25 protein-coding genes, 1 tRNA gene and 3 pseudogenes are annotated in these 19568 nt (G+C 67.6%); 19 read left to right on the top strand and 10 right to left on the bottom strand.

Annotated features, from left to right (window positions below; translation table 11 throughout):
- Positions 1–1637 precede the first annotated feature (1637 nt).
- Positions 1638–3581 (bottom strand): hypothetical protein, encoded by a 1944-nt coding sequence (locus tag ABT186_RS05365; RefSeq protein WP_351923687.1) that lies wholly within the window; start codon positions 3579–3581, stop codon positions 1638–1640.
- Between the two features lie 505 nt (positions 3582–4086).
- Here ABT186_RS05365 and ABT186_RS05360 point away from each other — a divergent pair.
- A complete protein-coding gene (locus ABT186_RS05360; RefSeq protein WP_351234478.1) occupies positions 4087–4662 on the top strand; it encodes a hypothetical protein in 576 nt (191 codons plus the stop codon).
- A 274-nt stretch (positions 4663–4936) separates the two neighbouring features.
- On the opposite strand, the pseudogene ABT186_RS05355 reads toward ABT186_RS05360, so the two are convergent.
- The 3 genes and pseudogenes from ABT186_RS05355 to ABT186_RS05345 all read right to left on the bottom strand — a co-directional run bounded on the left by ABT186_RS05355 (position 4937) and on the right by ABT186_RS05345 (position 6134).
- Positions 4937–5322 (bottom strand): annotated as a pseudogene (locus ABT186_RS05355) (hypothetical protein).
- Positions 5316–5743, bottom strand: a pseudogene (locus tag ABT186_RS05350) (ATP-binding protein). The pseudogenes ABT186_RS05355 and ABT186_RS05350 overlap by 7 nt, the downstream one beginning before the upstream one ends.
- A 46-nt stretch (positions 5744–5789) precedes the next feature.
- Complete coding sequence (locus ABT186_RS05345) at positions 5790–6134, bottom strand: NUDIX hydrolase (RefSeq protein WP_351234480.1); 345 nt, start codon at positions 6132–6134, stop codon at positions 5790–5792.
- 40 nt (positions 6135–6174) lie between these two features.
- Between ABT186_RS05345 and ABT186_RS05340 the strand changes: the two genes are divergently transcribed.
- A complete protein-coding gene (locus ABT186_RS05340) occupies positions 6175–6963 on the top strand; it encodes a GntR family transcriptional regulator (RefSeq protein ID WP_351234482.1) in 789 nt (262 codons plus the stop codon).
- A gap of 22 nt (positions 6964–6985) precedes the next feature.
- Here ABT186_RS05340 and ABT186_RS05335 read toward each other — a convergent pair whose 3' ends face one another.
- Complete coding sequence (locus tag ABT186_RS05335) at positions 6986–7351, bottom strand: hypothetical protein (protein WP_351923685.1); 366 nt, start codon at positions 7349–7351, stop codon at positions 6986–6988.
- A 107-nt stretch (positions 7352–7458) separates the two neighbouring features.
- Between ABT186_RS05335 and ABT186_RS05330 the strand changes: the two are divergent.
- Positions 7459–7608 (top strand): annotated as a pseudogene (locus ABT186_RS05330) (site-specific integrase); the annotation flags it as partial.
- 144 nt (positions 7609–7752) lie between these two features.
- Here ABT186_RS05330 and ABT186_RS05325 read toward each other — a convergent pair.
- Together ABT186_RS05325 and ABT186_RS05320 are read right to left on the bottom strand one after the other, a co-directional pair.
- Positions 7753–7825: transfer RNA gene (locus ABT186_RS05325), tRNA-Arg, on the bottom strand.
- Positions 7826–8242: 417 nt separating this feature from the next.
- Positions 8243–8491, bottom strand: coding sequence for a helix-turn-helix domain-containing protein (locus ABT186_RS05320; protein ID WP_351923683.1), 249 nt, complete (start codon positions 8489–8491; stop codon positions 8243–8245).
- A 182-nt stretch (positions 8492–8673) separates the two neighbouring features.
- Between ABT186_RS05320 and ABT186_RS05315 the strand changes: the two genes are divergently transcribed.
- The 16 genes from ABT186_RS05315 to ABT186_RS05240 all read left to right on the top strand — a co-directional run bounded on the left by ABT186_RS05315 (position 8674) and on the right by ABT186_RS05240 (position 17859).
- The gene (locus ABT186_RS05315; protein WP_351923681.1) at positions 8674–9156 is read left to right on the top strand and encodes a hypothetical protein; all 483 of its coding nucleotides are present in this window, start codon (positions 8674–8676) and stop codon (positions 9154–9156) included.
- A 15-nt stretch (positions 9157–9171) separates the two neighbouring features.
- Positions 9172–9879 carry a DUF6907 domain-containing protein gene (locus ABT186_RS05310; RefSeq protein ID WP_351923679.1) on the top strand — a complete coding sequence of 236 codons (708 nt, stop codon included), beginning with the start codon at positions 9172–9174 and terminating at the stop codon, positions 9877–9879.
- Positions 9863–10429, top strand: a complete 567-nt coding sequence (locus ABT186_RS05305) for a hypothetical protein (RefSeq protein ID WP_351923677.1) — start codon at positions 9863–9865, stop codon at positions 10427–10429. Before ABT186_RS05310 ends, ABT186_RS05305 begins: the two co-directional genes overlap by 17 nt.
- Entirely contained in the window at positions 10426–10803 is a 378-nt protein-coding gene (locus ABT186_RS05300) for a DUF6907 domain-containing protein (protein ID WP_351923675.1), read from the top strand. The genes ABT186_RS05305 and ABT186_RS05300 overlap by 4 nt, the downstream gene beginning before the upstream one ends.
- The gene (locus ABT186_RS05295) at positions 10800–11018 is read left to right on the top strand and encodes a hypothetical protein (RefSeq protein WP_351923673.1); all 219 of its coding nucleotides are present in this window, start codon (positions 10800–10802) and stop codon (positions 11016–11018) included. Before ABT186_RS05300 ends, ABT186_RS05295 begins: the two co-directional genes overlap by 4 nt.
- A complete protein-coding gene (locus ABT186_RS05290; RefSeq protein ID WP_351923671.1) occupies positions 11015–11269 on the top strand; it encodes a hypothetical protein in 255 nt (84 codons plus the stop codon). Before ABT186_RS05295 ends, ABT186_RS05290 begins: the two co-directional genes overlap by 4 nt.
- Complete coding sequence (locus tag ABT186_RS05285; RefSeq protein WP_351923667.1) at positions 11266–12969, top strand: GIY-YIG nuclease family protein; 1704 nt, start codon at positions 11266–11268, stop codon at positions 12967–12969. The genes ABT186_RS05290 and ABT186_RS05285 overlap by 4 nt, the downstream gene beginning before the upstream one ends.
- Complete coding sequence (locus tag ABT186_RS05280; protein ID WP_351923665.1) at positions 12966–13139, top strand: hypothetical protein; 174 nt, start codon at positions 12966–12968, stop codon at positions 13137–13139. Before ABT186_RS05285 ends, ABT186_RS05280 begins: the two co-directional genes overlap by 4 nt.
- Positions 13136–13579 (top strand): hypothetical protein, encoded by a 444-nt coding sequence (locus tag ABT186_RS05275; protein WP_351923664.1) that lies wholly within the window; start codon positions 13136–13138, stop codon positions 13577–13579. The genes ABT186_RS05280 and ABT186_RS05275 overlap by 4 nt, the downstream gene beginning before the upstream one ends.
- A 1-nt stretch (position 13580) precedes the next feature.
- Positions 13581–14018 (top strand): HNH endonuclease signature motif containing protein, encoded by a 438-nt coding sequence (locus ABT186_RS05270; protein WP_351923663.1) that lies wholly within the window; start codon positions 13581–13583, stop codon positions 14016–14018.
- A gap of 76 nt (positions 14019–14094) precedes the next feature.
- Positions 14095–14274 carry a hypothetical protein gene (locus ABT186_RS05265; RefSeq protein ID WP_351923662.1) on the top strand — a complete coding sequence of 60 codons (180 nt, stop codon included), beginning with the start codon at positions 14095–14097 and terminating at the stop codon, positions 14272–14274.
- A gap of 16 nt (positions 14275–14290) precedes the next feature.
- The gene (locus tag ABT186_RS05260) at positions 14291–14473 is read left to right on the top strand and encodes a hypothetical protein (RefSeq protein WP_351923660.1); all 183 of its coding nucleotides are present in this window, start codon (positions 14291–14293) and stop codon (positions 14471–14473) included.
- Positions 14466–14633: a DUF6257 family protein gene (locus ABT186_RS05255; RefSeq protein ID WP_351923658.1), complete on the top strand. Its 168-nt coding sequence runs from the start codon at positions 14466–14468 to the stop codon at positions 14631–14633. The genes ABT186_RS05260 and ABT186_RS05255 overlap by 8 nt, the downstream gene beginning before the upstream one ends.
- Positions 14634–14706: 73 nt before the next feature.
- The gene (locus ABT186_RS05250) at positions 14707–16875 is read left to right on the top strand and encodes a zonular occludens toxin domain-containing protein (protein WP_351923656.1); all 2169 of its coding nucleotides are present in this window, start codon (positions 14707–14709) and stop codon (positions 16873–16875) included.
- A gap of 193 nt (positions 16876–17068) precedes the next feature.
- The gene (locus ABT186_RS05245; protein WP_351923654.1) at positions 17069–17692 is read left to right on the top strand and encodes a DUF5753 domain-containing protein; all 624 of its coding nucleotides are present in this window, start codon (positions 17069–17071) and stop codon (positions 17690–17692) included.
- Positions 17665–17859 carry a DUF397 domain-containing protein gene (locus ABT186_RS05240; RefSeq protein WP_351923652.1) on the top strand — a complete coding sequence of 65 codons (195 nt, stop codon included), beginning with the start codon at positions 17665–17667 and terminating at the stop codon, positions 17857–17859. The genes ABT186_RS05245 and ABT186_RS05240 overlap by 28 nt, the downstream gene beginning before the upstream one ends.
- A gap of 63 nt (positions 17860–17922) precedes the next feature.
- On the opposite strand, the gene ABT186_RS05235 is transcribed toward ABT186_RS05240, so the two are convergent.
- From ABT186_RS05235 to ABT186_RS05225, 3 genes are read right to left on the bottom strand one after another with little or no spacing between them, the layout of a single operon-like run.
- Entirely contained in the window at positions 17923–18774 is an 852-nt protein-coding gene (locus ABT186_RS05235) for a helix-turn-helix domain-containing protein (protein ID WP_351923650.1), read from the bottom strand.
- Between the two features lie 23 nt (positions 18775–18797).
- Entirely contained in the window at positions 18798–19325 is a 528-nt protein-coding gene (locus ABT186_RS05230) for a DUF6879 family protein (protein WP_351923648.1), read from the bottom strand.
- Positions 19297–19557, bottom strand: coding sequence for a hypothetical protein (locus ABT186_RS05225; protein ID WP_351923646.1), 261 nt, complete (start codon positions 19555–19557; stop codon positions 19297–19299). The genes ABT186_RS05230 and ABT186_RS05225 overlap by 29 nt, the downstream gene beginning before the upstream one ends.
- Between the last annotated feature and the right edge of the window lie 11 nt (positions 19558–19568).

The following is a 19568-nucleotide window of genomic DNA, read 5'->3' as shown; positions in this document are numbered from 1 at the left end:
ATCCCGCCAGAGAGTCATCGATCTTCACGTACAGTGCGGTCGCGAGGGTTTCGAGGTCTGTCGTCACAAACGGACCAACGAGACCCTCGCTTCATACACCCGGCCCCTTCAGACTTACTCGTCTAGGGCTCGCTGCGGAGTTGACCTGTGGTGGAAGGGTATCGGCGCCGGGTGGGCGGCTCTGTGATTCCCCGGTGTTCCCCGTGGTTCCCCGTAGGATCTGGCATGCGTCTGGCACGACTTCTTCGTGAACTATGGGCGCTGTGGCGGCTGAGGTCTCCCGGTCTGGTCGAGATGGCGGGTTCCGCCAGATGAGGGGCGTGTCTAGGATCTGCTCGTGCCCCCGATAACGATCAAGATGCCGACGCGTCGCCGTGTCATTGCCTTGCTCTATGCCCTGTACTGCTGGGCGGTCTCTGCTGCCGTCATCTGGGCGTCGGGAGGGTTGCTGAAGACTGTCGGGGTCGCACTCCATGGTTTGGGTGTCGCCCTTGTCGTGTGGGGCCTGATTGTGCTGTGGGGCTCGTGTGCGTCAACGACGGTCGGACCGGAGGGGATCGGCCAGCGCTGGCCCGGGTTGAGGCGAACGATCCCATGGGAGAAGGTCGACGATGTAGCGGTGGTGCAGCTGGCAGGCTTCAAGCCCCGCCGGCAGATCCGAGTCAGCCTGAGGGGCGGGCGAAGGTGCCATCTGGTTGCGCCCGTGGATGGACTCCGGAAGCCCACGAACCCTGACTTCGACCAGGAGGCAGCGCGGATCGTGGATCATTGGGAATCAGTGAGGCTGCCGTCCGGCCAGTCGCTCTAGCGTCCATCCGATTGATAATGATCTTGAAAACGTGTCGCGAGTCACCGTGGGTTCAAATCCCACACCCACCGCGCAGGTGAACGGCCCCTGACCAGGCAAGACGGTCAGGGGCCGTTCCGCTGTGTGCTGCCCGCTCGTGACCGTGGTTCCCCGCACGTTCGGGCACGGATGGGGCACAAGCACCTTCTGATCCGTAGCTCTACAGAGATCGGCCATCGAAGGTCATACAGGCTGCCGGAAGGGCTAGGAGGGTTGGTGCTGGGCGCCGCCGGTTGGTGGGGTTGCTGTACTTCGCTGCTGTACGGCGGGCTCACCATTCGCGCCACGTGCTGGTAGTCCTTCATGGTCCAGAGACGGCGATGGCGTGGGCGCCAAGTACCTCGGCGACGATCAGGCTGGCCACGGCGATGCCGGCGGCCGTGCGCGCCCGTAAAGAGGCGAGCGCGGCAGGGAGAGGGTCAGAACCGCGCTGACCCACGTGGCGCCGTACGCCGGCGTCTGGCCGCAGTTTGGAAGAGTGTGGCTGCTGCGCGGTGTCGCCCGCGGCGGCTTTACCCAGCTTGGTTCTTGGCGTGGACGGCAGCCCTGAACGCGTAGTGGAGTGAATCGGTGGGGTCGAAGTCATGTCGCCCTCAAACGGCTCACTCTCCTGCCGAACCCCGGCTGACCGGCAGCTTTCCCGGCCGTGCGAGCAGCACCACCCCGCCCGGAACAGTGGAACCCGGCGCCCACCCGACGCGACAATCGGACCCCCGGCATGCTCGCCATCAGCCACAGAAGGCGAAACGGTCCACCGACTCCGTCGGCGGACCGTCGTGCAAGATCGAAGCTAGGTGCGAATCATGAAGTATCCCCAGCTGCTCCACGTGGGCAAATTGGCTGTATCGGTGCCCTGCGGATTGGACTCCGCCCTGACACGGAACCGGTCACCGACCGGCCCAGTGTAGGAGAACGAGTAGGTCAAGCTGCTGGTCGCACTCAGGCGAACGCAGCTCAGGTCCTTCGAGGTATGCCAGGATTCGGAGTAGTAGTGCTGCACGAGCAGCCGCACGCATGCTCCCGGCTTGGCGGGGGCGACGGTCACCGTGTACTTCTGCTTCGCGGTGTGGTGGTAGACCCGATAGGAGGTGCTCCCGTAAAGCGCGGTCGTGTAGTAGCCGCTCAGCGAACCATGAACCGATGCGTGGACGCCCACAGATTTGGCGACGGTGGTGGCGAAGTAGTCGTAGCTGCTGGCAAACACCGCGGTGAAGGTCGTGCCTTTGGTGGCCTTGTAGCTCACGGCGAGGTTGCCGGAAGAATCCACGGTGCCCGATTTCAGCAGCTGATTAGTGGCGCCAGCAGGCTGAGCGAAAAGGGAGACCTTGCCACCCGTGAAGCCCACGCTCAGGTGCGCAGTGACCTTCGCGGTGGCGCCGTAGGCGTAGCTGCTGGCGTCGGTGCCGACGCTGAGCACCTTGGCCACGCGTATCGTCGCGGTGGTGTCCGACGGCAGGTGGTCAGCGTCGCCGGAATATCGCACGTGATATGTGTACGTCCCTGTACCGGGCGGCGTGTCCTGGAAAGCGAAGCGGCCGTCGGATGTGAGGGGTGCGTCGGGAAGCACGACACCGCTGGGATGTGCCGCGTCCGCGCGGCTGATGTGGACCACGGCGCCAGCCGAGAAGGGGAGTGCGCTGCTCACCTCGCCGCTCTCGGGGAGGGCAGTTCCCGTGTTGAGGATCAAGTTGGGGTATGTCATGCCCATCGAGGTTTGGGCTGCTCGCGGCCGCAGTAGCTCGTGCAGCCGCAGTGTGCCCATGGTGTCGATTACCGACAACAGCCGGGAACCGTCGGGAGTCCATGCAATGTCCTGCACCGTGATTCCGGTGGACTGGAAGTCCGGGAAACTGTAGGTCCGCAGCCTCTGCGTGCCTTGGGGCTGTTCGGTCACGACACTCTCGTGAACCAAACTACCCGTGCCGTCCCAGCCCTCCATGGCCATGGTCCCATCGGGAGCGAATGCGAAGCTACCCAGCGACCAACCCCGGGGGAAGGAGCTGTAATCGGTATCCCACGAGAGGTCAGAGAGCCGCAGGACGCCGTTGACCTCAGTGGCCACACCCTGGCCGTCGGGCGTGATCACGAGGCGTGACGACCAGACGCCGGGGGCATGCGCCGTGATCCGGGGCGTGCCAGTGGTGACATCGACGACGTCGAGCTCCGGCTGACCGGCCACCTTGAAGGACGCCGCCAGGGTGCCCGGCGCTTTCGGGCTCGACTGCACGGCGTACCCCTGACCCAGTTCTGTGCGGGCGGCCGGCGCGGCCGGATCTGCAGGATCGAGAGAGCCGAGCCCACCGCTGTCGCCCTGCGTATAGGTGAACCAGATTCTCCCCGCGCTGAATGCGAGCGAGGTAGGGACGGGACGGTCTGCAGTTCCGGCCTGCCCGCCAGTGTCGTAGCGGGCGACCTCCGAGAGCGTTGTCGTGTCGATGGCTGAAATCGCGCCCTGGCCCGGCAGCAGCGCATACAGAGTGCTGCTGTCTGGCGACAGCGCCAGCTTGGTTGCACCCGGCTCGTTTGCGATCTTGCCGATCGCAGCACCGGACAGGTCCGTAACGAGGATCTTGTCGTCGGTGCTGCGACCGCTGAGGAAGAGCCGATCATGCACTGGATCGACTATCAAGCTGTCGAAGCCGGCCATGGGGAGCACCGTGCCCGTGTCATCCTCCACGGCTGCCGCGGCCCCGGCCACCACCAGATTTGCCGCGAGCAACGCCAACGCCGTCACGACACCAAGCCGCACTCTCGTCACTTGCCCCCCTGAACTGCACTGTTGGTGCGAGCACTTTACTGGTTTGGAGGACGCCGTATGCGGATCGCGGCTGACCTGGCAACTCGCTGACCTGGACCGCGGCGTGATCGGCGCCGCTGTTCCCCGTGAGTCCCCGCTGTGTCCCGCCGGACCGGGCACGCAACGGGCACGGCCCAGCACGCTGAACGGCAATGCGCCCCTGCGCGGGGGAGATGAGGTGATGACAGCGTTTGGCAATGCCGTCCATAGGTTGGAACGGTGCCCGTGCCGGCGACAGACTGGAAGGTGTGGCCTCATCCTTATCAGGTCGATCAGCGGGATCTGCCAACGTCGACCAACGGTCCTTGCACCTCGGTCGATCGTCCACTGAGATCCGGCGCCAACCGCTGCTGTTCGTGCATGTTGGTGTCAGCCGCTGGTGTCAGCCGCCGCACGTGGGGGGCCAGGTGGCCTGTCACTGGCGGGCCCTATCGTCAACGCTATGGGCGATCACTTTCAAATCATCGTTGACCTTGACGCGACGCCTGCTGAAGCATCAACGCTCGCGGGTCGTGCTCTCGATTGGCTGGTACGAGAGGGGGTTGTGCGCCGGGAACTTACGGATTGCGTTCTCGGGGCACCTTCAGGCAACCCTCCCGGTGAGCATTGGGCCAAGGCTGTTACTGAGCTCGATTGGAAGCCAACAGATGGACTCAATATCGAGACTGGACGGACTGTCTTCCATGGTGGGCAAGGCGGCGCACAGCATGCGACTTGTCCACAGTGCGCCACTCGCACCGACTTCTACACCGAAGCCTGGGAAAATATTGAAGGTGCCTGGGAGCCGTTCGGTGACGCCATCAATGCGTGGCACAAGGCTGGGGAAGCTGCGGTCAGTTGCCGGCACTGCGGGGTCGCCTCTGATCTCCGAGCGTGGACATGGGCTGACGACTACTTCGCTTTCGCCTACCTCGGCTTCGAGTTTTGGAACTGGCCCGAGTTCGATCGTCAGTTCCTCACTGACTTTGCTCGAATGCTCGACGGCCATCACGTCGTCCGGGTCTGGGGGAAGTTGTGAAGACGGGATGTTTACAGCGCAGCGGCTGACTGCTGGCGGACCGTGTCCTCGGCACACTTGACCACCAGGACATGTCTCGCAGGTCAGAAGCTATGCGGGTCACGTTGAGTCGTTCAGCTGTGCTGGCGTTGTTCGCGGCCCCGCTGCCCCAACCCACCACTCACCCCAGCATCGCCTTGACCGCGGGCCGCTCTATGCGGTCGCACACATGCGGTCGAGCATGCCTGAGGTCCGGCCTCGGAGTGCGACGCCGGACCGTCAAGCATCAACTGAACTAGATGCTCCGGTTGTGAGGCTTGAAGTCGTGTGCGCAGGCTGGCAGTTCGCTGCCCTGTCGGTGGGCGAGTGGTACGAAGAGCACTGGTCGGATTGTCCAGGTGATGCGGGTGATGGCCTGGGTGACTGTCACCGTGCAGGGCTCGGTGCGCAGTAGGGCCCGCCTGGTCTCGATGCGGCCGTTGTAGAGCGAGTCCCAGGCTTCCTCGGATGCGTCGGGTCGAGTGCTCGGGAGATCGTGCGGAGTGCGACGGCTACCCATCGGTCGGCCTGCGGTGCGGAGTAGGCGTCGAAAGATGCACGCAGTGTCGGCGGCGTGCCCTCGGTGAGGGCCTCGGTCCAGCACTCGCACCAGTAGCCCCGCTGCGGCTTGTCCATCAGCATCGGAGATCTCCCGCGCGGGTATCTGTGAAGAGTTCCGCGGTGACCGTGTGGCCGCCGTTGCTGTCGTGGACCACGACCCGGTGGGCGATCGCGCTGACCACGCCCAGGCCCCGGCCGTGCTCGGCGTCGTCGGCCTGGTCCTCGACCTTCGGGGCCGTGGCGCCGCCTCCGTCGTCTGTGACCGACAGGGCGATCACCTGCGGGGAGACGGCGAGGGCCAGGTGGAACCTGCCGGATTCCAGGCCGCTGGCCGTGTGGAGGATCGCGTTCGCGCTCAGCCCGCTCACGATCAATTCGGCGTCTTCCGCTAAAGGGGAGCCGCGCAGGATGTCGCGGGTCCAGCGGCGGGCCCGGCTGACCTCTTCTGGAAAACCTGGGCAAGTGAGTCCCCAGACCCGGGTGCACTCATATACTCGTGCATATAAGTTCCTTCGTGCTGGTAGGCCGCCATGTGCAGCGGGTTCGGGCTAGACGAGTTTCACGCCGTCGTGGGCGCGGATGGCCGGCGGAAACGCCGCGTCGAGTGCGTCCAGGACGCGGATCGCGTACGCCTCGTCGGCAAGCTCGGTGACCTCTTCGCGGGTGGCCCAGGGCAGTGCGCGGGTCTCGTCACCGGTGGTGGGGCTGCCGTCGGCGGCCTCGCAGCGGAAGACCAGCGAGACGATCAAGCCCGCCATGTTCTTGTAGACGCCGGTCAGGGTCACGGGAAGCGTGATCTTGATGCCGGTTTCTTCGAGGACTTCGCGTTGGAGGGCCTCGGGGATGGTTTCCTCGCGTTCGAGGACGCAGCCCAGGGGTTCCCACTTTGACAAGACTCGCCCACTCGTCTAGATACCTAAAGGAGTACTCAACGTGAGCCCTCTCCCTTCCGGCCTCCTCGGCGATCTCGACCCCACGAGCGATCGTGCGGTCTTCCGGCAGATTGCTGATCAGCTGCGTGGGGCCATCGACCGTGGGCGGTTCAAGGAGGGCGACAAGCTGCCTTCCGAAGCGGATCTCGTCGAGCACTACGGGGTCTCCCGGATGACCGTCCGGAACTCCTTCTCCATCCTCCAGGGTGAAGGCCTGGTGCACGCCGAGCACGGCAAGGGCGTCTTCGTGCGGCCCCGGCCACCTGTGCGGAGGCTTGCCTCCGACCGGTTCACCCGGCGACATCGCGAGCAGGGCAAGTCCGCCCTCATCGTCGAGGCCAACGCCGCCGGCAATCACCCCCAGGTCGACAGCCTGGAGGTCAAGGAGGAGAAGGCCAGCCAGGACGTCTCCGCGCGGCTCGGGTCCGTGCGGCGGGTGCTGGCCCGCCGTCGGCGGTACCTGCTGGATGGGCGGCCCGTCGAGTTCGCCACCTCCTACCTGCCCCTCGACATCGCCCGGGGGACTCCGATCGCCGAACCCAACTCGGGGCCTGGCGGCATCTACGCCCGGCTGGAGGAGCTCGGTCACCGGCTCGACCACTTCGAGGAGGAGATCCGCGCCCGGATGCCCTCGCCCTCCGAGGTGAAGACACTGCGGCTGGCCTCCGGCGTCCCGGTCATTCACCTGATCCGGACCGCCTTCGACACCGAAGGGCGGCCCGTGGAGGTCTGCGACACGGTGATGGCGGCAGACGCGTATGTGCTGTCGTATCAGCTCCCGGCGACGTGATCGCATGGGCGGCGGCACAGTCCTAGGCGGTCGGATCGTCCCCGCCTTCGGGGGCCGGAGCGAACATGTGGCCGATGTTGTTCCACATGAAGCCCTCCTGCCAGGCGGGCTTGTCGGCCACCCAGCCGAGAAGTGCTTGCAGGACCTTGTCCTGCGACACCGTCTGTGTCTGGTAATGCTCCGCGGGGACGCCGTCGCGGTACTCCAGCTGGTAGGTGTTGTTGTCGCGGAACCAGACCTGGATGTACCGGTCGCCTTCGCGTTCTTCGTCCTGCCGCTCAAGGATCAAGTACTCGTTGCCGCGCCGCAGGTTGGCGAGCATGGTCCCTATGGCCGGCTTCGAGGGCCGCTTCACCGCGTGGCCACGGCCGTTGGTCGCAATCAGCATGGGTGGATTCTGGCGGGTGGGTCTGACAGCGGCGCAGGACACTTCTCCGAACTCGTACACGCCAAGAGGCGTACTCGTATAGACGAGTGGGCAAGTTGTGTGGCGTCCTGAAGGTACACCCGAAGGTCGCGCAGCGGATCCTGCGGCACTCGCAGATCGCCATGACGATGGAGGTCTACGCCGAAGCCAGCGAAGAGGAAGTGCGGGCCGCGCTCGGGAAGCTGTCCGACGCCATCGGCGGCGCCCAGGCCAGTTGAGTTGCCCGGGTGCTGCCACCCTGGGGGAACGGGGTAAATTTACCCTCCCCCACGGTGGTGATCTTGAACCGTTGCTGTACTTCGCTGCTGTACGCCCCTGAAACGCCAGAGGCCCCGGACTGATCCGGGGCCTCTGGCCTGTTGCGCACTCGGCAGGATTCGAACCTGCAACCTTCTGATCCGTAGTCAGATGCTCTATCCGTTAAGCTACGAGTGCTTGTTTTGTTTTCTTCCCCGCTCCCAGCCCTTCCGGCCCGCTCGCGGCGACAGGAAGAACATTACATGACTGCCGCCGCCATGTGAAATCCGTTTGCCCTACCCCTTGTGACCTGCGGAAACGTCTTTTGGGCGGTCGATGGAGCGGTGCGCGGGACGGGCTTGGGAACGTCTCGGGAACGCCGAAGCCCCGGCCGTACGGACCGGGGCTTCGGTGATCAAGCGCGGAGGCGGAGGGATTTGAACCCTCGATGGGCTTTAAGGCCCAAACCGCATTAGCAGTGTGTTGCCCCTCGTCCGGTAAGGGCGGGGGGCAACTCCTAAAGACTCGATCACGCAGCTCAGCGACCATCCGGCATCTGGGGCCATCCGGTCCCGTCCGGGCCCTTCCCTGCCTCTTGGTGCCATCGCCGTGCCATCAGGCTGTGCCGACTTCGCCGGCCTCCGAGCCCCCTGCCAGCACGATTCGGCGGACCTGTTGGCGGGTGTACCCCGTCGCCTCACAGATGTCCTTTTGGGGCACGCCGTCGGCAGCAGCCTGCCTGATGGCCTCCGCGAGCTCTTGGCGCAGGATCTCGGCTCGCGTCTCCGCTTCTCTGAAGCGCTGGGCCATCTGCGTCAGTGATCGCTTATCCATGGCCCGTAGTGTTCCACCCGTCGTCGTCATGGAACATGATGTTACGCAAGCTGGCTATATTGTCCAGCGTCAAACCGCTTGACGATGGAACACGATGTTCCCTAGAGTGGAGTTGTCGGCAGGGAAAGCGGCCGACAACGCAAGCGGCCCCCGGCGGTGTTGGAGCACCGACCGAGGGCCTACGGAACCACCTGCAGCAACAGGGAGAACCGATGCTCCACCTTCTCATGTCCCCCCGTAGGGCCCGCACTGTGCGCGGCCTGATCGGGACCCTCGTCGAAAGCGCCGCTGACGCCGTCCGCTCCCTCGCCCCCGCCGACCTGGGGCCGGCCGAGGACGTCGAGGCGCCGGACCCGGCCGACATCTACGCCGACGACGAGATGCCCGACACCGAGATCATCGAGGCCGCTGCCCGCGAGTACGAGCGTGCCGCCGACCAGGCCCGCCGCGCCGACAGGACGAAGCGCGCCGCCCGCAAGGTCCTCGACCGGCTGCCCGCCGGCATCTACGGCACGTGGCGCGTCCGCCGCACCCCGTCGTCCCGGCAGACCCCCGACCTCGCCGAGATCACCCGCATCTTCAAGGCCAACAACCTCGGCCCCGTGCCGATGAAGCCGTGCGCCCCCTCCCTCAAGGTCGAGCGCATCCCCGACGAGTCCACCGTTCCGGCCGACCTCGCCGCCATCGCGGTCTGAAGGGGAGTGCGAGCCATGACGAACAAGACCATCGCCCCGCAGACCACCGAGCAGGCGCCGGCCGTCGAGCCGCGCACCATCACCTACCCCCTCAAGACCGGCGGCTCCCTCACGTCGACCTGCCCGCCCTGGTGCACCTACGACCACACGGACGACGTGGCCCGCGGCATTGACCCGGACAACCTGTTCCACCAGGGCGACAAGATCGCCGCGGAGTACAGCGTGGACGGCGTCGAAATGAGCATCCTCGAGGCACGGATCGCGCAGTGGCCGTTCGACCCGGACGACGGCACGCCGCACATCGAGCTCGTCCCCGAGGGTCGCACCGCTGTCGGTGTGTACTGCCGCAACCGGATCGAGCTGGACGACGAGATCCGGCGGGTGCGCGCCCACCTGGGCGCGCTGATCGAGCTGGGCGGCCAGCTCGGCGAGGCGCAGGCCGCCGATCACGCCCGCAACCACCGAGGCGACCTGACGCCGTGGTTGTCGCTCTCCCGCATCGACCTACAGTCGCTGCCGATCGCCTACCTGCTCCGTGCGTTCGGAGTGACGGTCGTCGAGACGGAGGACATCGGCTGTAAGGCGGTCTCGGCCTTGTACGGCGACCCGGGCGCGATGGAGTTGCGCATCAAGCCGGACATGTCGCAGTACATGCGGGAGGACCGCGCTCGCCACCACCTCCTGGACTGGTACGAGGCTCAGATCGGTGGCGATCGTGTCTGAGGCCAACGTTCGGCAGCCCCTGTATGGGGCTGCCGCCCGCCTTGTCGGCGAGCAGCTGCAAGAGCCCAGTGACCTGGCTGTCGCCGTCCGTGTCGCGCAGCTGACGCTCACCACCTATGCGGGTGTCGGGTACGGCGACATCGACGGCCTCGACCGCGCGAACCGCGCCCTCACCGAGTCGATGCGCATCCTGCTGCGCGCCCTCGACGCCGAGGCGGTCCAGCCTTCCGTACCGGCGAACGAAAGGCTCGACCGTTGCCCGGCCGCGCACCCGGACGACCCCACGCCGTGCGACGGACCGCCCGTCGTGACCGTGCTGGACGCGCAGAACGCGGGCGCCAACGGGTGCGAGCACCACGGCGCCCGGCTGCTGGCTTCCCTCGAGGGCGGCAGGGTGTACGCCCTGCCGGACGCCCCGGCGGGCGCAGCCATCCGCGTGTTCAAGTCCGCTGCCGGCATCCGCCCGTTCTGCTGGCTGACCGACGCTCCGCGTACCGAGCCGTCCCAGCTCTCCCGCGCGGAGAACCGCCAGGGTGGTGGCGACCGGTGACCGAGCCCCGCACCGTCTTGATCCGCACCGTCGACCACGGCGAGATCACCATCCCCGAGCCCCGCTACTGCACGGGGCACGCCTGGCAGCCGGACCCGTACTTGGCGGACATCACCCACAACTCCGTGCCGGTGAAGGCGTCGGCTGTGACCGGGCACCACGGCGAGCTGGACCTGATGGTGGCCCGCATCTCTCACGCTCCCTACGCGGTGCTGCAGCCCGAGCCGCACCCGGTCGTGTCCGTGGCGATGGACGTTCACCACGACTTCGCCGTCGAGGACGTCGCGCAGGTGGCCCGCGGTCTCCGCCTGGCGGCGAGGCGCCTCGAGGCCCTGGCGGTTGAGGCGCTGCGCCTGCGGGGTGACCGGTCGTGAAAAAGCGTTGGCCGGTCCCTCGCCCCACGGAGCGCGCGGCGCTGCGCGCGATCGCCCGCGAGCAGCAGCAGCGCCACACGCCCCGTCAACTCCCCCACGTACCCGCCCTCATGGCTGCCCTGGTCGACGCCGTCGCCCAGCAGGACAGGGAGGGCATCTGCCTCAGCTCGCACCGCGTCGTGCGGGCCGCCGCCCCGGAGGTGACCAAGCCATGAGCATCCGCGATCGCATCCGGGACGCCCTGTACAGCGTCGCGACCACCAACGATGGCGAGCTGGCCGCGACTCGCCGCGCTACGACGGCCGCATCCGTCCTGTCCCAAGCCGCCTCCCATCACGGGCACAGCGGCACCGCCGCCGCTATTTCCGCTGCCGGTGCTGCCGCCGTCGCCGCTGAGGGCGCCCTGTCCAACTACGTCTATCCGCCCGGCGAGTACGCCACGTTCCGTGAGGACGGAAGGAAATGACCAGCACCATCACCCGTAGGGAGCTCACCCAGGGCCAGGCCGTTGTCCTCGGCGCTGCCGCGGTCGCCATGGTGGCGGTCGGAGGCTTCGGCGCCTGGGGCACCTATTCGAATGCCGTATCCGCGTTTCACCGGCAGGCGACTGCGGCCGGCGTCGTCGCCGCCGGGGAGGGGCTCACCCTGATTCTGGCTCTGATCATGCTGGGGCGGACCATGCTCGGCCAGGCCTCCCCGGCCGTGGTCCGGGCGGGCATGTGGCTCGCCCCCGTGTCCGCCAGCTGCATCGGCGTGGCCATCGCCAGCAACGCCCGCGAGGCCGCCGTGTACGCGGTGACCCCTCTGGCCATGTCCGGCGCCGCCGAGGGGCTCGGCCTGATCGCGCGCAGCATCGTCGTCTACCGCACTGGTGTGGACGCCGAGGTGCAGCGCCGGAACGCGGACGCCGCCCGGCAGCTGGCGTTCCATCGTGCCGTTGCCGACGGCCACCCCGACAAGCGCAAGCGCGAGGGTGCCGTGCGCAGGTACTGGAGGCTGGCGAAGTACGTGGGCGTCGGCGACACGGAGCTCGGCGCCGGCCTGGTCGACGTCCAACGGGTCCGGGTACGGGAAGGCGCTGATGCGGCCCTCGCATCCATGTACGGCGGACAGACCGACAAGCCGTCGGCCAGTCACGCCGAGCTGCCTCGATCCGGCTCCGCGACCGACGTCCTGCGCGCCCGGTTCGCCATCATGGACCCGGCCGCCGCAATCCGGTTCGCCCACGGTGCGCGACCTGACGCGCCCCCGGCCGAACTCGCCGCGATCCTCGGCACCTACGGCGTGAACGTCGATCCGGTGGCGGTGGCGTTGGTCCTCGAGCAGAAGCCCGCCGAGCGCGCCGACACCCCAGCGGCACCGACCGGCGAGAAAATCGGCTGGCCGTCGAAGGCAGCGGAGGCGCGGGCCGCGCGGCTGGAGAGGGAACAGGAACGCAGGGCGAAGCGGTCGGAGGCCCGCCAGCAGGCATGGGAAGAGGCCGTCGGCGACCTCAAGCGGATCGAGTTCTCGACGGTGCCGACAGGCCGTCACGGCGCGGTCGTCTACTTCCTCCGCAATGGCGACCGGGTCAAGATCGGCACGTCGACGAACCTGCGGGATCGCGTCGGGACGCTGTCGCTCCGCCGCACTGACCTGGTCCTCGTCGTCGAGGGCGACCAGAGCATCGAGCGCGCCTTCCATCGCCGGTTCGATCGGTACCGCGTGGGGTTCACCGAGTGGTTCCACCTCGAGGGCGAACTCGCCCGATGGCTGCGGAGCGCTCGCCATGACCTGCCGCCGGTGCCCTGGCCTGCGTCGACCGAAGTGACCATCGAGCGGGCCGACGGGAGCCAGGCCGAGGGCGCGGCAGCGGTCCCAGAACTGGTCATGCCGGCGGTCGCCGAGCTCACGGCGGCGCCGTTCCGTTGGGACGACATCGACGCCCCCGACGGTGCGGGCAAGGTGACCGCCGCACTGCCCGCCGAGCTGCCCCGGCAGGTGGTCACCGCGACCGTGACGATCACGCCGTCTGAGCTGCGCCGACAGGCCCGAAGGCTGAATCGGGAAGCGGTCAGGTCGACGGGACGCGCGGTGACCATCAAGACCCTGCAGGACGAACTCGGCCTGTCCCGCCGTGAGGCGACCGACCTGCGCCGCGAAGTCACCGGAGGCGAGCGGTCATGAAGTGGATCCTCTTGGGTGCCGTTCTGGCCCTGCTCCTGCTGTACCCGTCCCTGCTGACGCTGGTCGTCGCGGCCGTGGTCGCGCTGCTGTCCAAGCCGGTTCCGGTGGCGTTCGCCCTCGGCCTGGTGGCCGGTGTGCGCAGCCGCCGCCTGCGGAGGTGGACGGCATGAGCGACGGATTCTCCAACCTGCCGGAGGAGTACCGGCGCTACGCCAGGCCGGTCGGGCAGGAGCAGGTGCCCGCCCACCATCGGCCGCCGAACGTGTTCTACGACGAGCAGGGCCGCCCGATCCACTTCACGATCGGGCAGCCTCCGCCGCCGCAGAACATCGTGGTCCAGCTGCCCGAGCAGCAGGGCATGAGCCGCCAGCAGCGCGAGTTCATGATGTACGCCCTCATCTGGCTCGTCGTCGCGGTCGTCCTGACGGGCTGCGCGTGCGCGGTGACCGTCATCTGCGGCGGCACCCTGATGGGCATCATCGGCGTCGTCGGCCAGAACGCCACCATGCTCGCCGTCTCCCTCATCGGCCTCGTCCTCGCCGCCGGATGGGCCGCCGCGAAGATTCGGCCCGCGGGAAAGGCCGCCAAGAAGGAGCGGGGGCGCCGCTGACATGGATGAAATCACCGAGCACGCCCTCGCGCGCTTCTGGAGCAAGGTCGCCATCGACCCGAGCGGTTGCCTCCTTTGGGCCGCGGGCCAGAACTCCTACGGCTACGGGAAGTTCCACTGGAACGGCGGGAACATCCCTGCGCACCGCTTCGCCTACCTGGCTCTTGTCGGGCAGATCCCGGCTGGCTTGTCGCTGGATCACCTCTGCCGCGTGCGGCACTGCGTGCGACCCGACCACCTGGAAGCCGTGACGCCGCGGGAGAACACCCTGCGGGGCGCAAACCGCGTCGCGGACCAGGTGAAGCGCACGCACTGCCCCAAGGACCATCCCTACGACGAGGCGAACACCCGCATCAAGTCGGGGAAGCGTGAGTGCCGCACCTGCCATAACCAGGCTCGCAGGGACAAGCGAGCCGCACGAAGGGCGTCCGCGGCCTGACGGCTGCCCGATCCGCCCGAGTGCGACGGGCGGTGAGGGGAGCCGGACAGTCCGGCCCACGACCAGGGAGCACGCCATGTGCCGTGACACGCGCACTACCGAGCAGATCCAGGGCGCCATCAGTGCCGAGGCCACGCTCGCCCGGCAGATCGAGGACGACCCGATGTCCACGCCGCAGCAACGGAACCTGGCGAACCTGCTGCACCAGCAGATGAACCAGGAGCTCACCGAACTCGACCGCCGACGCGACGGCTGACCAGGAGGAACCCACCGTGAGCAGCGATCACGACGACTACGAGGACCACGAGGACTACGGCTCTCTCGACGACGTCTTCAGCGCCTCGGAGCTGTACGAGATGGACCGCGACGCCGAGTTCCGGCTCGACGCCGAGGACGACGCCCGCAACACCGCCGAGGTTGAGGCCGAGGAACGAGCGGAGGCCACCGATGCCTGAGCCGAAACTCACGCTCTGGGAGCGCGCCCGGATCGTGGCCATCGAGGCGCACGGCATCAAGCGGGCCGCCGGCGGCATCACGCACCAGCCGGACATCGACCGCCGGATCAAGCGCGTGAAGGACCGGGCCCGGAAGCGGGCCGAGGGCGACAAGAAGTAGACCCGCCCCGGGGCGGCGCACCACGACCAAGCAGCCGCCGCCCCGGGCCTCCCCTCAGAGAGGAACCACCAGCATGACCGAGACCGCCCCCGAGCGGGTCAACGGGCACGCCAGCCCGGCCGTGTCCTTGCTCAAATTCGCCCCCGAGGTGGCGGCCGAGCAGGAAAACGCGCCCCCGCCGCCTCCGACGCCCCTTCCCGCAGCCACCAGCGAGGATGCGCCTGCCAGGCGGCGCCGGATCCGTATCGACTCGCTGCGGCGGGTGTTCGTCGACACCCGGCAGCACCCCACCTACAGGTTCACCGTCCGGCACGGCGCCTACGTGTGGGGCGGTACCCGCATCCTCGCCCGCCGCACCTGGGAGGCCCGCACCACGGCCATGCACCAGCGGATGATGCGGATCGCCGAGGCGTCCGGCAACGAGGAGATGGTGCAAAAGTGGGAGCAGCGGGCCTACGCCTACCGGTTCGCCAGGCACAAGCGGCGCATGGACCTTCTTCAGATGGCCCTGAACGCGCCCCGCGCCTTGTTTTCCGGTGTCGTGGCTGGCGCCGGCCTGCTGCTCGCCCTGGGCGTCATGATCGCCTGGTACAACCGCAACGTCCGCGACGTCCTCGCACCGCTCAACGCCGTCATCGAGTTCGTGGGCTGGGTGGCGTTCCTGGCCTCGGTGATCTGGGGACCGCTGCTGTACTCGATGCCGCTGCTGCTCCTGGCCGGCGTCTGGTCGGTCGGCCGCAACCAGAAGACCGCGCCCACCTGGGCGCTTCCCGTTGACGGCGACGAGCGGGACGTCGTGCCCGACGAGAACGCCATCATGCGCGCCCTGGGCAACCTGGGTATCGCCCCGCTGAACAAGGCCATCAAGGAGGGATGGAAGCCGCGCTGGGTGCAGCCCACGACCCGTTCGGGCAACGGCTATCACTCGCAGCTGCAACTGCCCGAGGGCGTACCCGTCGAGATGGTCGCCGCGAAGAAGACAATCCTGGCGCACAACCTGCTCAGGAAGCCGATCGAGGTGTGGCCGACGGAGCCGCCCAAGCAGCCCGGCATCCTCGACCTGTGGGTTGCCGACCAGGGCTCGCTGTCCGGCCCGATCCCTGCATGGCCGCTGCTCATCGAAGGTACGACCGACTACTTCAAGGGCGTGCCGGTGGCCGTCTCCCAGCGCGGCGAGCCGATCATCGGGAAGCTGATGGCCGCGAACTACCTGGTCGGCGGCATCATGGGCTCCGGCAAGTCGTCGCTGATCATCTCGCTTCTTCTGGGTGCGATCCTCGACCCGCTCGTCGAGGCCGAGGTGTACGTAATGGCGTATAACGTCGACTACGACCCGCTGAAGCCGCGCCTTCGGACACTGGTCAAGGGCGACGACGACGAGCACCTCGAGGCCGCGGTGAACGCACTGCGCCGGCTGCGCGACGAGGTCAGCGAGCGGGGCAAGCTGCTCGAGCAACTGGGCGGCGAGGCCACGAAGCTGACGCGTGAACTGGCCATGAAGGACCCACGGATGCGGCCCAAGGTGGTCGTCTTCGACGAGTGCCAGGAATTGTTCCTGCACAAGCTGTACGGCAAGGAGGCTGCGGAGCTCGCCGAGAAGGTCATCAAGAAGGCCCGCAAGTGCGGCATCACGTTGATCTTCGTGACCCCGTCCCCGAATGCCGACAGCATCCCGAAGGAGCTGACCCGCAACACCAGCCACAACGTGGCGTTCGCGGTCGGCGACTACATCGCGAATGATGGTTTGCTCGGTACGGGCAAGCACAAGGCTGGCATCACCGCGACGACCCTGATTCCCGGCGAGGACGTCGGTACGGCCGTGACCGTGGGCTTCAGTAGGAAGCCGTTCGAGGTGATCCGCTGCCACTACGTCGCCCGTGACCCTGAGAAGGGCATCGACGAGGTGACGCCGGTCGTCGAGCGGGCGATGAAGCTGTACGAGGGCACCGGGCCCGTGGATGCGCCCGAGTTCGAGCCGGCCGACCCGCTCGCCGACATCCTCACCGTCCTCGGGCAGGCGCCCAGGATGCGGACGCAGGACGTCCTGCACGGCCTGATCGACCTCAACCCGAGCGAGTACGGAGCCTGGTCGTTCCGGGACCTCAAGCGCGTCCTCGACGACGCCGGGCACGGCGACTACAAGACGAACGGCGGCGTGATGCACGTCAGCCGGCAGCGCATCGTCGACGCCATCGCCGACCGCGACGAGGCCGACCAGGACGACCCCGAGGACGCGATCTGACCGGAGGGAGGCGGCGGGATCTTGGGGAGTTCTCCCTACCCGCCTCCCCACCCTGCCTCCCTGTACGTGACCTGCGTAAATGCCCATTCAGGGAGGCAAGGGAGGCGACCTCGAGAGCGGCCCCAGACCCCGGAAACGGCCGCTTTCGGGTCCCCTTCCGTGCCTCCCTCCCCCCACTGTTGAGAGGACATTCGTGAGCGCCATCTTTGAGGCGCCGGCGGAGACGCTCGGCGACCACATCGACCGCCTGGCCGCCATCGAGGCAGCAGCCGACACCGTGCAGACCTGGGAACCGCTGCTGATCCCCGGCTTGATGCAGTCGTTCGCGTATGCGGCAGCTGCCATCCACGGCACCGTCCCGTCGCTGCCGCTCGAGGTGGTCGACGAACGCGCCGAGGCACGCCGTCATCGCATCGACCGCCTCGGCCGGCCCGGCGCCCGCAGCATCGCCGTGGTCGTCGACGAGAGCGCCCTCTTTCGCTCTGTGGGCGGCTATGCGGCGCTCGTCGACCAGTTGGAGCACATCCTCGCCCTCGATGCGCTCCAGCCGTCCCTAAGCGTGCGGGTGCTGCCGCAGGGCATCGACGCCCACCCGGGCCTGGCAGGCGCCTTCACGCTGTACCGGGCGGGCCAGCAACGCGCTGTTCTTGTCGAGGCGTTGACCGGTTCGACGATCACCACCCGCCCTGATGATGTGGCCGCCTACGCTGGCGCGTGGGAGAGGCTCCTCGGCTTGGCGCTGCCGCCGCGGGAGTCGCTGGAACTGATCGAAGGTACGAGGGAGACGCTGTGTCGCAGGCTGAGGATGAACCGCTGACCTGGGCCACGTCGACGTACACGAACTCCGGGTCGTGCGTGGAGTGGGCGCGACCCCCGGCGGCCGTCCTGGTCCGGGACACCAAGTGCCGCGAGCGGGCCCGTCTACGGCTCACAGAGCCCGCCTGGCAGGCGTTCGCCGACTGGACGAAGACCGCGACCGTCTGAGCACGACAAGGCCCCCTGTACGGTCATCACGACCGCGCAGGGGGCCTTTCTCATGTCTGGGGCTCAGCGCAGCTCGTCGATGGCGTTCACGATCAGGGCTCGGGCGTCCGCCCCGTACACGGCCATGCTCCGCAGCTGGTCGAATGCCTTGACGTACTGGGAGATTTCGGAGGGCTGGGTGACCTGGACGCGGGCCGACAGCAGTTCCACCGAGACGAGGTTCTCGTCGTACACGTGGAACAGTTCCTGCGGCCACACGGTGCGCTCGGCGGTTGCGCTGGGGATGATGCCGAGCGACACGGACGGCAGCGCGCCGGCGGTCAGCAGGTAGCCGAGCTGCGCGGCCATCGCATCGGTGTCGCCGAGCCGGTAGTAGAGAACAGGTTCCTCGATGACCATGACGAACCGGTGTCCCGGCTCGTGGATGATCCGGGAGCGCTCGAGGCGCGCGGCGACCGCTTCCGCTACGTCGTTGGGGATGTCGCGGAATCTCGTGATCGACGACATCAGGCCCATCGCGTATCCCTCGGTCTGAAGCAGGCCGGGAACCATGGTGGGCGAATAGATCCGGAAGAGCTTCGTCGACTTGAACAGAGGGACGTAGCTGTTCTGCAGCTGCTTCAGCCCGGTGCGGACCTTGCGCCGCCACTCCACGTACATGGACTCGGCATTCCGGGACTGGGCGATGATGTCATCCGCCTGGTCGGCGGCGCCGCAGGCTTCGCACCAGCGCCTGATGTCGTCCGCGGAGGGCGGCGTGCGGGCCCCCTCGATCCGGTACGTCTTCGGGTGGCTCCAGCCGCAGCGCGAGGCCAGCTCAGGCCCGGTAATCCCAGCGTCGGCGCGGAGTTCCTTCAGGCGGTGCGCGACGGCTTCACGGGCGGCCTGCGCCGAGGATGAGGGAGAGAGGGGCATGAGCTGGCCTGGTCACCTTCGCGCTAGCTGATCTTGTAGTTCTCGTGCGGGACGCCACGCGCCCACACCGCTTCGAAGGCGTCCGCGCACAGCTTCGCCGCTGCCGGATCCTCGCTGATCTCCCCGCCCGCAGATGCTCCCTCGCCGGTGAAGTGGTTCCACCGAACCAACTGGCCGTCGATCAGCCAGAAGTCATTGCCCGGCAGCGGAATGTTCGAGGCACGCCGGCGCGGCAGCCACCGCACCTGTTCGCCCGCGGCGACGTTGGTGAAGGTGCCGTCGTACAGGAACCGGGTGTACTCGCTGACCGGTTCGGACACGATGCGAGCCCGGCGGACGACGACCCCGCGGCTCACCGTCTCCTGGATCAGGTCGAGCCACGGCCGCCACCAGGACGCGCGGTCCGCCGGGTCGTGGCGGAATCCTGCCCGCCAGTCGGCGAACGGGCCCTTCTCGTAGTCGACGGCGTAGGAGTCGCGCATCTCCAGATGCACGGCTGAGCGCGTCGCTGACCCGAGCAGTTCAGGCCACGTCGGAACGCTCGAGGGCATCGCACGCCTCCCTGATCATGTGCACCATCCTGGCGGGGATCCTGATGACTGCCTCGTGGTCCGGGATCCCCTTGGCGTGGCCGGGGACCTCGAACTCGGCGCACTCCGCTTCGAGTTCCGGGTCGGGCTTCCAGCCCTGAAGTACGAGCTCGTTCTTGTCCTGGTCAACCCACACGGTGGGGCTTTCGCCGTCGCCTGTGTTCGGGTCGATCCCGATGAACTGTAGGGGCATGACCGCCTCCT

Origin of the sequence: Streptomyces sp. NPDC001634 (genome assembly GCF_040298185.1) — a bacterium.
In the GTDB taxonomy this organism is placed as follows: domain Bacteria; phylum Actinomycetota; class Actinomycetes; order Streptomycetales; family Streptomycetaceae; genus Streptomyces.
This window is presented reverse-complemented; position numbering and strand designations above follow the sequence as displayed.